A 12795-nucleotide genomic window follows, 5' to 3' on the forward strand; every position below is an offset into this window, starting at 1 on the left:
GCTTCTACGATGGAGTTCGCACGTCGGCGCCGGTGGCCGACGGGGGAGAGAGGCATTGTGGGGACGACGGAGCCCGGGACCGGCGGACTGGCGGACGACCGCCCGCTGTTGGGCCGCACCAGCACGGCGGAGAGGGTCGCCGACATCCTGCGCACCCGCATCGCCGAGGGCTATTTTCCGCCGGGCGAACGCCTGTCGGAGGACAGCATCGGCAAGGCGCTCGGTGTCTCGCGCAACACCCTTCGGGAGGCGTTCCGGCTGCTCACCCACGAGCGGCTGCTCGTCCACGAGCTCAACCGGGGCGTGTTCGTCCGGATGCTCGCCGTCCAGGACGTCGTGGACATCTACCGCACCCGGCTGCTCGTCGAATGCGCCGTCGTCCACGGTCTCGGCGACCCTCCGTACGCCCTCGACCAGCTCGAAGCGGCCGTCGCGGGCGGCGAGCGGGCGGAGCGCGTGAAGGACTGGAAGGGTGTGTCCACCGCCAACATCCACTTCCACCGCGAACTCGTGGCCCTCGCAGGCAGCGCCCGCACCGACGAGCTGATGCGCAGTGTGCTGGCCGAGCTGCGGCTCGCCTTCCATGTGGTGGACGACCCGCGCCGCCTCCACCAGCCCTATCTCGTACGCAACCGGGCCATCCTCGAGGCGCTGCGGGCAGGCGACCGGACCGGCGCCGAGCGGCTGCTCGCCGAGTACCTCGACGACTCGCGCACCCGGATGGTGCAGACATACGCGCATCTCGTCGCGGACGAGGACGCGGACGGCGCGTAGCGGAGCTCCAGGGGGAGAAGGGCGCCGGGCGGCTCGGGACGGAGCGTAGCCGGACGGTCGCTTCTGCGCCGTTTCGACCGTTGTCGGTGCGAGGACCTAATCTGTGCACCGTGACTTCGCCTGTCCCGACTGCCTCGACGGAATTCGTTCCGCCCCAGCTCAGCGCGGGGCCGCGGCCCGCGCAGGGCCCGGCCGCCGACGAAGGGCTGGCGCGGCGCCTGCGCGCGCTCGCATGCACCGCCCCGCTGCACGACCTCGACACCCGCAAGGCGAATCTCGCCGGCGAGTACACGGTGTACGCGATGGCCGAGGTCGCCCTCGCGGCCATCGACCTGGTCACCCTCAACATGGACTTCGACACCGGCGCCGACCACGACCAGATAGTGGCGCGGCTCCTCCCGCGGGTCGCCGCCCAGGCTCCGCGGCGACCGGCCGCCGAGCACGAGCGCGTCGCCCGCTGGGTGCTGGAGAACCTGATCAACGTCGGCAGCGTGGACCGCGGATTCCGCGCGGTCTACGGCACCTTCGGGCCCGACGGCGTCTACACCCGGCGCGACTACGACTTCAAACTCATCGAGGAAGTCCCGGGATACGGCGGCACGGTTTATCTCCGCACCACCGACGAAGCGGTCAACGTCCTGGTCGGCGCGCTGGACACGGACGTCACCAGCGCCCAGATCGCGGCCGAGGTGAAGCTGGAGGTCCTGATCAGCCGGGGCCGGCTCGCCGACGCCCAGCTCGCCGCAGAGCAGGCCAGGTACCGGACCGTTCAGTACGCCGAGACGCTGCGCAGGACCCTGGAGGCGACCCGCCGCAATGTCCGGGCCGTCGACTGGCTGAACGCCGTCCCGGACATGATCGCCGAGGCGCTCGACCATGTCGCCGACCGCTACCGCCACGAGAACGCGATCCTGACGAACATCCGCAAGGCACGCGACGAGGCCGAGGACCCGGAGCACAAGCGGCGCGCCGCCGAGCTCGTGGACATCGTCAAGGACTGCATCCGCCGCCACACCCAGCTCCAGTCCCGGCTGCTCGAAGCGGGCCCGCTCTTCCGCGCCGAACAGGACCGCCAGGCCTTCGCCCGCCCGACCGCGCGCACCGGACTCGATCTGTACGGACAGATGGTGGCTCCCCTGCTGCCACTCCCCGTGGAGGCGGCGATCCGCGTCACCGACGCGTTCTTCGCCCGCGGGACCGGGCTGCGCACGCCCTCGTCCGTGCGGGTCGGCGATCTCGTCGACATACTGCTCACCCCGCCCGTGGAGCGCGAGCACCTGGGCGCGGAGATGCCCGAACCTGATCTGATCGCCACGCCCGACGACAGCCGCTTCAGCGAGGAGCAACTGGCGAGTGCGATGGAACTGCTCGACCTGGAGCACGACGCGCCGCGCCGCCTCTCCGGCCTGCTCGCCGAGGCCCGCCGCCGCGATCCCGAACTGCCCTACCTCGTCGCCCTGCTGGCCATCCACGCCGCGAGCCCCCCGGTGGGCACCGCCTACCGGCAGGGCGAGGAACGGCTGCTGTTCGCCGTCGACGACGGCACCGAACTGGACGACCCCGAATTCGGCGGCGCGGACCTGATCGTGGGCACGGCCCTGCTGGACGCGGCGGGCATGGCGGCGGACCGCACGGAGGCGGCGTGAGTACGGGAACCGGGGCGCTGACCGGGCCCGTCCGGGGATCGAGGACCCGCCCGAAGGGCGTCCGGGGGTCCGGCGCGCAGCCCCGACCGGGGAACGGACGGTACAGCGAACGGATCCGCCGCACGCGCTCCCACTCCCGCCCCACCCGCATTCGCCTCGTCCATCCGCAGGAGCACCCGTGACCGAGTACCCCCTCGCCCCGCCCACCCGGCGCGAAGCGGACACCCATGAGGCCGCCGCACCACCCACCCCGGCCACGGGTCACACCGTCACGCCCGCCGACGCCGCCGACGCCGCACGGCTCGTCTCGTTCGGCCTTCAGCCCAAGCTGCTCCCCGCACGCGACGCCGAATACGCCGAACTGCTCCGGCGCTACCGCGAAGACGCCCCCTTCGCCCGGCTCGCCGACGCCATCGCCACCGGCCTCGGTCTCGTCGTCCTCGAAGTCTCGCCCCGCGCCGGCATGGCCGTTGCCGCCGGTGAGGACTCCGTCTTCGCCGTCCGCATGGGGGACTACGCCCGCCGCGCGTCCGCCGACTCGGCGGACCGTTTCCTGCACGGCCTGGCCCATCTCGCGGTCGCCGCCATGGCGTTCCCCCGCCCCGAGGACCTGGCCGACGACGGGTACATCGGCCGCCTCACGGTCAACGGCGTCGACGCGTTCGTGCGCCAGGCGTGTCGCCGCCTGGAGGAGCGCGCCGACGAGCAGGGCCAGAACACCGACCCCGCCACCGACGCCCCCGGCCTGGAGGCCGCCTGGCGGATCTACGCCCGGCGCAGCGCCACCGGCGCCACCAAGGACGCACGCCGCCTCGCCGGATCCACCACCGGCATCGTCGGCAAGGCCGTCGCCTTCCTCACCGACTCCGGCTTCCTGCAGCGCACCGGCGACGACGCGGGAGGCGCGTACCGCACCACCGCCCGCTACCAGCTCCAGGTCCGCGACATGGCCGGCAGCGCGGCCATGGCCGAACTGCTCGAACTGGGCGTCGTACCGGTCAGCGACGGCAGCGCAAGCCTCGTGCCGCCGTCCGACGCGGACGACCTGGAGCTGGCCGCCGACGCCGGCCTGCCCTTCCACGCCTGATCCTCCAACTGACACCGACGAGAGTCCGCCGCCATGTACGAGCTGTCCCGGGTACGCCTCTACTCCATCGGGCCCGCCGGTGCGCGCTATGCCGACACCGTGCTGGACCTGCGGGGAGTCGGCGAACCGGTGCCCCACCCCGCCCCCACCCAGGCGGAGTTCTTCGAAGATGAGCCGGTCGGCCCGCCCCGCCGCCCCGCCCCGGCGGGCGTGCTCTTCCTGGAGAACGGCGGCGGCAAGTCCGTCCTCCTCAAGCTGATCTTCTCGGTGATGCTGCCCGGACACCGCAACACCCTCGGCGGCGCCAGTTCCGGCGTGCTGCGCAAGTTCCTCCTCGCCGACGACTGCGGACACGTCGCCCTGGAGTGGCAGCACACGCTCACCGGCGAGCTGGTGGTCGTCGGCAAGGTCAGCGAGTGGCGCGGGCGGCAGGTCTCCAACGATCCGCGGAAGTTCGCCGAAGCCTGGTACTCCTTCCGGCCCGGCCCGGGGCTCAGCCTCGACTCGCTGCCGGTCGCCGAATCCACCGCCGTCCGCCCGCAGGTGGAGGGCGCGTCCGGCGCGCAGGGCCGCCGCCGCACGATGAAGGGCTTCCGTGACGCCATCACCGAGGCGGGCAAGGCATATCCGCACCTCGACGTGTACTGGGAGGAGATCCACGACCGCTGGAACGAGCACCTCGGCGACGTCGGGCTCGACCCCGAACTGTTCCGCTACCAGCGTGAGATGAACGCCGACGAAGGCGAGGCGGCCGGGCTCTTCGCGGTCAAGAAGGACTCCGACTTCACCGATCTGCTGCTGCGCGCCGTCACCGACACCCGCGACACGGACGGGCTCGCCGACCTCGTCAGCAGCTTCGGCAACAAACTGGGCCGCCGGGCCGAACTGACCGCGGAGCGCGACTTCACGGCCGGTTCGGTCGATCTGCTGGGCCGCATCGTGGACGCGGCCGGGACCCGGACCCGGGCCCGGGACATCCACGCGGGCGCCGAGCGGCGTACGCGTACCCTCGCCCGCCGGCTCTCCGCACGCGCGGCGCAGGAGCGGGGCCGTACGGCCGAGTTCGCCGAGCAGGTCACCGCCGCTGCCCATACGGTCACCGAGGCCGAACAGGCCCGCAGCCGCACATCGCTGATCGCGGCCGAACTGGCCTACCGGAACGCCTCCTTGGCGCTCACAGCCGCCGAGAAGGGGGCCGCCGCCCAGCGGCGCGAGCTCACCGACGCGCGCACCCTGCACGCCGCATGGCAGGCGGCGGAGGCCGTCCTGCGGCACCGCGCCGCCGGGGACCGCTCCGCACGCGTGGCCGCGGCGATCCGCGAGGCCGAGCGCGACGCAGCCCCGGCGCTCGCCGCCCGCGCCACGGCCGCCGCCGATCTCGTCCGTGCGCTGCACTCGGCCGCAGAGGAGGGCGAGCGGCTGGCCAACGAGCACGAGGAGCGGTCCGGGGCCCTCCAGGAGGCCGGGGAAGCGGCCCATCGCGACGCGACGGCAGCCGCCACGGAAGCACAGCGTGCCCGCAGTGAGATCGGCCATCTCCGGCAGCGGCTGAACGAGGTCGAGCAGGAGACGGCCGAGGCGGTACGGGCCGGATGGCTCGACGACAGCGCCCCCGACGCCGACCCGGCGCGCGCCGCGCTGGCCGCCAGCGACGCCGAGAAGACGGCGGTCGCGGCCTGGGACGCGGCACGCGAGGCAGGCCGCACGACGGCCGACCGTGCCCGTGACGCGGCTGCGGCGGAGTCCCGCGCGGAACTGTCCGCCGCACGGGCCTCGGACGCTGCCGAGGCCGCGGAGAACGCCTACGAGGCGGAGCGCCGTGCGGCGGACTCCATCGCGCGGGACGATCGCCTGGCGGACCTGCTGAGCCTGCCGAAGACCGTGCGTGCGGCGGTGCCGTCGCCGCGGAGCGGAGCGGCTGACGGGCCCCGGGAAGCCAGTTGGCCGTCGGGCGGAGCAACGGTCGAGGGCGGCTTCGGCACGCCGGACGACCGGAGCCGGGCGCACGCCACGGGCGCGGGCGAAAGCGTGGACGCGGGCGACAGCGTGGACGCGGGCCACGGTCCGGCCGGCGGACAGGAGGCTGCGGGACTCGGCTCGGCCGTCCCCTTCGGCGGGCGCGCCGGAGCCGCCTCCGCACCCCTGCGTACGGCCGAAGGCCCCCTCACCGCAGACGAGCTCGACCGGTACGCCGACGAACTGCGCGAGTTGCTCGACCAGTACGTCGCCTCCGCCGAGCGGCAGCTGTTCGATCTGCGCACCGCCGCAGCCGACGACGCCCGCATCCTCGGCGCACTCGGCGACGGCGGACTGCTGCCTCCCGGCCCCGACGTCCTCGCGACCGTCGAACACCTCGGCGAGCACGGCATCCCCGCCCTTCCCGGCTGGCGCTACCTCGCCCAGGCCGTCGACCCGGCCGACCACGCCGCCGTCCTGGCCGCCCGGCCCGAACTCGTCGACGGCGTAGTGATCACCGACCCGGCCTCGCACGCCCGTGCCCGCGAAGTCCTCGCCGGTGCCGCGCTCCTGCCCCGCTCCGCCGTGGCGGTCGGCACATCCGCCGCGCTGCTCGCGCCGGTGCCCGGACCGGGCACCGGAGGCGAGGAAGGGGATGTGTTCCTCGTACCGCCGAACCCGGCCATGCACGACGAGCACGCCGCCGACGAGGAGCGGCAGGCACTGCGCGCACGGGCGACCGAGCGGGACGAGGAGATCCGTTCGCTCGCCGCCCGGCTCGCCGGGGACCGTTCGCTCGCCGCCCGCCTCGGTTCGTGGCGCGCGGACTGCCCGCCCGGCATGCTCGCCGAGCTCGCCCAGGGCTCCCGGTCCGCGCGCGAGGCCGCCGAGGAGGCGCAGGAGGCACTCGCCGAAGCCCGTACCGCCCGCGCGGAAGCCGACGAGGCCGCCGCCGACGCGGCCCGCGTCCGTGACGAGCGCCAGGAGGCGGCACAGCGCGCCCGTCGTGCCGCCGACGCCCTCGCGGGCCTTGCCTTCCGGCTCCGCGAGCGCGCGGGCTGGCAGGTGAAGCTGCGCGAACTGGCCGACGACGCCGCCGAGTCCGAGGCACGGGCCACGACGTGCCTGGAGCGGGCGAAGGCCGCCGACGAGGACCGCCGTGCCGCACAGCGCGCCGGGGACGACGCCCGTCGTACCGCCCGCGCGCTCCGTGCCGAGCGTGCCGAGATCGCCGGCGCACCCGAAACCCTGGCCGAGGGCGACGGGAACGGGGAGCCGAACGCCCAGCGTTCCTCGCTGCCCGCCCTGCGCGAGGCCTACCGCGCCGCCTCCCAGCTGTACGAGAAGGTGGGCGTCGGCGCGGACCTCCGTGCCGAGCAGGCCCGCGCGGAGAGCGACGAGAGCGCCGCCCTCGCCGAGCTGGACCGGCTCACCAACAAGGTGCGCACCCGTGCAGCGCAGCTTCTCGAAGGCACCGACGGAGCCGACGGTCCCTCCCGCCAGGCGGCGGCGGCCCGCGCCGAGTCCCTCGTGCAGATGCTGGAGTCGCGTGCGTCGGAGGCGAGCGAGAAGCTGGGCCGGCTCCGTGGCGAGGCCGAGCGGCTGGCTCCGGCCGACGGCGAGGCGCACACCGCACTTCCCGCCGAACTGGTCCCGGCCGACGCCGAGCAGGCCCAGGCCCTGCTCCGTACCGCCACCGCCGAACTGGCCGCCCGTACGGACGCGCTGGAGACGGCCCGCGCCGCGCACAGCGGTCTGCTCCAGGGGCACCGGGCAGCCGAGGACGCGGCAGGAGGCTTCGACGAGACGGCCGCCCTCCTGCGCGACCTGCTGAGGGAGCACCACGACGAGGACGTGCCGCAAGCCCCCGAGCCGTACCCCGGCACCCTGGAGGAGGCCCGGCACTCCGCCGCGGAGGCCCGCCGCTCACTGCGCGGCTGTGCCACCGACCTGTCCGCCGCCGAGGCGTCCGTGCGGGAAGCGAGCGACATTCTCGTACGGCACGCCAACTCCACCCGGTACGAGCAGGTGCGCACCCCCGCCCGCCAGCAGATCCGGGAGCTGCCGGCCGCCTCGTTGCCCGAGCACGCGGCGAAGTGGGCCGAGGCGTTCGCGCCCCGGCTGCGCGTACTGACGGACGAGCTCGCCCAGTTGGAGCGCAACCGCGACACCATCGTCGACCGGCTGCGCGGCCTCGTGGAGTCCGCCCTCACCACGCTCCGCTCCGCGCAGCGGCTCTCCCGCCTCCCCGAGGGGCTCGGCGAGTGGTCCGGGCAGGAATTCCTGCGGATCCGCTTCGAGGAGCCGGACCAGGCGACGCTCGCCGAGCGGCTCGGCGAGGTCATCGACGAGGCCACCCGGGCCGCCGTGAAGAAGAACTCCGCCGCGGCTTACGGAGAGGGGCGGCGGGACGGAATGTCCCTCCTGCTACGGGCTGTTCAAGCGGCCCTGGAGCCGAAAGGCGTCGCCGTCGAGATCCTCAAGCCGGACGCCGTGCTGCGCGCCGAGCGGGTGTCGGTCGGGCAGATGGGCGACGTCTTCTCCGGCGGTCAGCTGCTGACGGCGGCCATCGCCCTGTACTGCACGATGGCCGCGCTCCGCAGCAACGACCGCGGCAGGGACAAGCACCGGCACGCCGGCACGCTGTTTCTCGACAACCCGATCGGCCGGGCCAACGCGACGTATCTGCTGGAGCTCCAGCGCGCCGTCTCCGACGCGCTGGGCGTCCAGCTGCTGTACACGACAGGGCTGTTCGACACGACGGCGCTCGCCGAGTTCCCGCTGGTGATCCGGTTGCGCAATGACGCGGATCTGCGCGCGGGGCTGAAGTACATCAGCGTCGAGGAGCATCTGCGGCCCGGTCTGCCGCAGCAGGATCCCTCGGGCGAGACCGTCCACGGCGAGATCACCGCGACGCGGATGTTCAAGCGGACCCTGCTCCCGCCGGGGTCGGAGCCGCAGCCGCTCCCGGCGGAGCCTCAGCCGGGGCCACGGCCGACGGACCGGACCGCCTGAGCGGCGGTACCTGCGCCCCCACTCGAACGACGGCCCGGCCTACACCGGGCCCTCGTTCGCACGGGCGAGCGCCTGGTGCCGGGGCGGGCCCTTCGGCCACTCGGTCCGGGCTCCGTGCCAGGGCGGGCCTTCGGCACGCGGCGGACCGGATCGGGGCCAGGCCGGTCCTGGGCCGTCACGGCCCGACTTCCCGGCCCGCCCCGTGTCCGCTCACGCCTGAGAAAGCCGCCCCGCCCCCTCCCGTCGCCGTATTCGCGCGCTCTGGCGGGCCGCCGCGCGGGCCGTGCGGCGTGCCCAGCGGCGCTCACGGCGCAGGGCGCGCGCCGTGCTGCTCGGTATCGACACCACGCCGTGACGCTGGTTCCACACCTGCCGGGTCACCCAGACGTCCAGCACCGCCCAGGTCGCCACCACGGTGCTTCCCACACTGCTGAGCACCATCGGAAACGCCAGCCACGACCCGGCCAGCGTGCAGAGAAAGGCGATCATCGCCTGAATCAGCGTCAGCGACGCGATGATCACCGCGCGCACGGCCGCCGTGCGGACCGGATCGGCCATGCGTCGCCGCACCGCAGGCTCCTCCACCCAGAGCTGCCGCGGTTCATCCGCGTGATCCGCCGCCTGCACCGCACCGCGACGCTCGTCCGTGTCCATGGACCTGTCACTCCCCACCTCTGTCCGTCTTCAGGGTGGGTGCCCGGATGCCGCCGCTCTACTCCGGTCGCCGCAACGCGTGCGGACCGGTCTCGGCCGAGACGCGTCGCATGTGGTCAGTGCGCTCTCGCCGGACGAACCCCCGTGCCCCCGTACATACAGACGAATGAGCGGGCCCGATGATTCCCGCGAAGCGAAGAATTCCAGCCATCTCGGGCGGTCCGAAAAATGACGTGCCGCCAGGTGTGCTCCGACACACCCGGGAATGCCATCTCCCCGAATACCAGGACATCCCGTGATCAACACGTCTGGCCTCGGCTGAAAATCGTCCGGACGTGCCTTCGAGTTGTCAGTGTGACAGTAGTAGGCTCACGCGCGTTTGTTGACGGAACACCTCCCGCACCGGGCGGGGATGAGCAGGGGGAGGCCATGCGCTTTCGCGGGACGTCCATCCGCCGGAAGATCGTGGCGTTGCTGCTCGTGCCCCTCTTCTCCCTGACCGCCCTCTGGGGCTTTGCCACCGTACTGACCGGTCAGGAAGCCAATGAACTCCTCAAGGTCAGCTCGGTCGTCGAGCAGATCGGCGATCCGGTCGCGGACGCCCTCGGCGTCGTTCAGAAGGAACGCCGCCAGACGCTCATCTACCTGGCCGACCGGCGGGCTTCCGACGCACTGCCCTCTCTGCGCAGCCGGCGCGAGGCCACCGACAAGGCGGTCGCCGAGATCCGGGCCAGCATGGGCAGGACCGGAGTCAGCGACGATCTGCGCGCCGACTCCGCCCGCAAGCTGCGGTCGCTGATCGAGGGGCTCGACGGCCTGAGCGCCCTGCGCCGTTCGGTCGAGGCGGGCACTCTCTCGCGCGACCAGGCCCAGGAGTTCTACAACCGCATCATCGACCCCGGCTTCGGCTTCCTCACGACGCTTCACGGCCTCGACGACGTCGAGATGGAACGGCAGGGCCGCGCCCTCGTCGGACTCGCCCGAGCCATGGAGATGCTCTCCCGCGAGGACGCCCTGATCGCCTCCTCGCTGACCACCGGCAAAATCACCGCCGACGAGGTCCGCGCGCTTTCCGATTTCGTCGCCAACCGCAAGCTGTACTACGAGTCCAATCTCGAAGTCCTGCCCGCCAAGGAACGCGAGATCTATCAGCAGTACTGGCGCAGTCCGCAGACCGCGCCGCTGCGCGCCCTTGAGGAACGTCTGATCGAGGCGGGCCCCGACACAAAGACGAGTGCCTCCGAAGCGGCACGCTGGATGTCGGCCGCAACACCTGTCCTCGAAGACCTGACCCGTGAGGCCAAGGAATCGGGCAACCGCTACGAGGACCGGGTCGAGCCCGCCGCGTACAGCGTCTTCGTCAAGGCGGGCGTCGCCGGCGTCCTCGGCTTCCTCGCCCTCCTCGTCTCGGTGATCGTCTCCGTACGCATCGGCCGTGACCTCGTCCGCGATCTCTCCCGGCTCCGCAAGGAGGCCCATGAGGTCTCCGGCGTACGCCTGCCGAGCGTGATGCGCAGGCTCGCCGCCGGTGAGCATGTCGACGTCGAGACCGAGGCGCCGCGCCTTGAGTACGACAAGGACGAGATCGGTCAGGCGGGCCAGGCGCTCAACACCCTCCAGCGGGCCGCTGTCGAGGCGGCCGTCCGGCAGGCCGACATGCGCCGCGGAGTCTCCGAGGTCTTCGTCAACCTCGCCCGCCGCAACCAGGTCCTGCTGCACCGCCAGCTCACGCTCCTGGACACCATGGAGCGCCGCACCGAGGACACCGAGGAGCTCGCGGACCTCTTCCGCCTGGACCACCTCACGACCCGCATGCGCCGGCATGCCGAGGGCCTGGTGATCCTCTCCGGAGCCGCCCCTTCCCGTCAGTGGCGCAAGCCGATCCAGCTCATGGATGTCGTGCGGGCCGCGGTCGCCGAGGTCGAGGACTACGAGCGCATCGAGGTGCGCCGACTGCCCAGGATCGGGGTCGGCGGACCCGCCGTCGCCGACCTCACCCACCTCATCGCCGAACTCCTGGAGAACGCCACGGTGTTCTCGCCCCCGCACACCGGCGTCCAGGTGCACGGTGAGCGGGTCGCCAACGGCTTCACCCTCGAAATCCACGACCGCGGCCTCGGTATGGCCCCCGAGTTGCTGCTCGACGCCAACCTGCGGCTCGCCGAGACCCCCGAGTTCGAACTGTCGGACACCGACCGGCTCGGCCTTTTCGTCGTCAGCAGGCTCGCCCAGCGCCAGAACGTCCGGGTCTCGCTCCAGCCCTCGCCGTACGGCGGCACCACCGCCGTCGTCTTCATCCCCGCGGCCCTGCTCACCGAAGCCCCCGAGACCCAGGGCACCGGCTTCCGGCTCGACCGCAAGAGCGAGAGCGCGGCCGGCCGGCGCGGCAGCGACGGAAGGCTTTCGGCGCTCGCCAAGGTTCCGACCCACCTCGGTGGCCCGGCAGCGCTCGACGGCCCCGTCGAACTGGAGGCCCCCGTCGGCGCCCTGGGCTTCGACGACCGGCTTGTCCGCGGCGCGGTGGACGCCGCATCCGATCTCGAGGACACGGAGAGCGAGCGCGGCGGGATCTTCCGCGCCCGCGCCCGTGAGCGCCGCCGTCCCACGCCGGACGAGCAGCATCAGCAGGCACTCGACCAGACGTCCGAACGGAATTCGGGCCCGGTGCCACTGCCCCGCCGCAGGCCGCCGACCCTGGTCACGGACCACGGCCGCCGGGTGGACGAGCAGGGTCGTACACACCCCGCTCCGGCCCCCGACCCCGGCCGTTCCACCGCGGCGCCCGGTCCGGCATTCGCCGAGCCCGCGCTCGCGCCCGCGCCGGAGCCCCGCCAGGCTCCGGAGCCGGGTCCCGAACCCGGACCCGCCCCCGAGCCGGCGACACCGGGTCCCGCGCCGGTTCCCGGCCGGCAGTCGCCCGCCGGCCCGGCACCCGCCCCGGTCGACGGACTGCCCCGCCGTGTGCGCCAGGCGAGCCTCGCGCACCAGCTCAGGGACTCGGCCGCGGCCGACCGGCAGCCGCACCCGGCCTCGGGAGGGGACGTCGAGCGCGACGCGGAACAAGTACGCAGCCGTATGGCCTCCATGCAACGAGGCTGGCAGCGCGGCCGCCGCCAGAACGCCGAAGAGGCCGAGGCCACCGACCAGGCCACCGGCCCCGGCGAGACAGCACCACGAACGAGATTTGAGGGGGACGGTCGATGACCGCACCGCACGCCGCAGCAACCAACGCCATGGGAGGCACGCAGGCCGCCAGGACCGGCGGCGAGCTCAACTGGCTTCTCGACGAACTGGTCGACCGGGTCCGCAGCATCCAGAAGGCACTCGTGCTCTCCGGCGACGGCCTGGCCACCGGCACCTCCAGGGAGCTCACCCGCGAGGACAGCGAGCATCTCGCCGCCGTCGCCTCCGGGTTCCACAGCCTCGCCAAGGGCGTCGGCCGCCACTTCGAGGCCGGCCGGGTCCGTCAGACCGTCGTGGAACTCGACGAGGCGTTCCTCTTCGTCACGGCGGCGGGCGACGGCAGCTGTCTGGCCGTCCTCGCCGACGCGGACTCCGACGTCGGCCAGGTGGCATATGAGATGACGCTCATGGTCAAGCGGGTCGGAGTGCACCTGGCCACCGCTCCCCGGACCGGTCAGACCGCCGGAGGATGAGTGGCCG

Annotated in this window: 7 protein-coding genes; 6 read left to right on the forward strand and 1 reads right to left on the reverse strand. The window is 73.2% G+C overall.

From position 1 onward, the window contains the following. The first annotated feature begins 57 nt into the window (after positions 1-57). From OG293_RS30855 to OG293_RS30870, 4 genes are all read left to right on the forward strand, one after another. Positions 58-774 carry a GntR family transcriptional regulator gene (locus tag OG293_RS30855; RefSeq protein WP_406002046.1) on the forward strand — a complete coding sequence of 239 codons (717 nt, stop codon included), beginning with the start codon at positions 58-60 and terminating at the stop codon, positions 772-774. 110 nt (positions 775-884) lie between these two features. After that, complete coding sequence (locus OG293_RS30860) at positions 885-2420, forward strand: hypothetical protein (RefSeq protein ID WP_406002047.1); 1536 nt, start codon at positions 885-887, stop codon at positions 2418-2420. Between the two features lie 178 nt (positions 2421-2598). Further along, positions 2599-3507 (forward strand): hypothetical protein, encoded by a 909-nt coding sequence (locus OG293_RS30865; protein WP_406002048.1) that lies wholly within the window; start codon positions 2599-2601, stop codon positions 3505-3507. Positions 3508-3540: 33 nt separating this feature from the next. Next, entirely contained in the window at positions 3541-8478 is a 4938-nt protein-coding gene (locus OG293_RS30870; protein WP_406002049.1) for a hypothetical protein, read from the forward strand. Between the two features lie 210 nt (positions 8479-8688). Here the strand turns inward: OG293_RS30870 and OG293_RS30875 are convergent, their stop codons facing one another. Then, positions 8689-9132 (reverse strand): hypothetical protein, encoded by a 444-nt coding sequence (locus OG293_RS30875; protein ID WP_406002050.1) that lies wholly within the window; start codon positions 9130-9132, stop codon positions 8689-8691. Between the two features lie 429 nt (positions 9133-9561). On the opposite strand from OG293_RS30875, the gene OG293_RS30880 reads away from it, so the two are divergent. Beyond that, positions 9562-12336, forward strand: coding sequence for a nitrate- and nitrite sensing domain-containing protein (locus OG293_RS30880; protein WP_406002051.1), 2775 nt, complete (start codon positions 9562-9564; stop codon positions 12334-12336). Further along, a complete protein-coding gene (locus tag OG293_RS30885) occupies positions 12333-12788 on the forward strand; it encodes a roadblock/LC7 domain-containing protein (protein WP_406002052.1) in 456 nt (151 codons plus the stop codon). Before OG293_RS30880 ends, OG293_RS30885 begins: the two co-directional genes overlap by 4 nt. Positions 12789-12795: the final 7 nt, after the last annotated feature.

This window comes from Streptomyces sp. NBC_00829 (genome assembly GCF_045161795.1).
GTDB lineage: Bacteria > Actinomycetota > Actinomycetes > Streptomycetales > Streptomycetaceae > Streptomyces.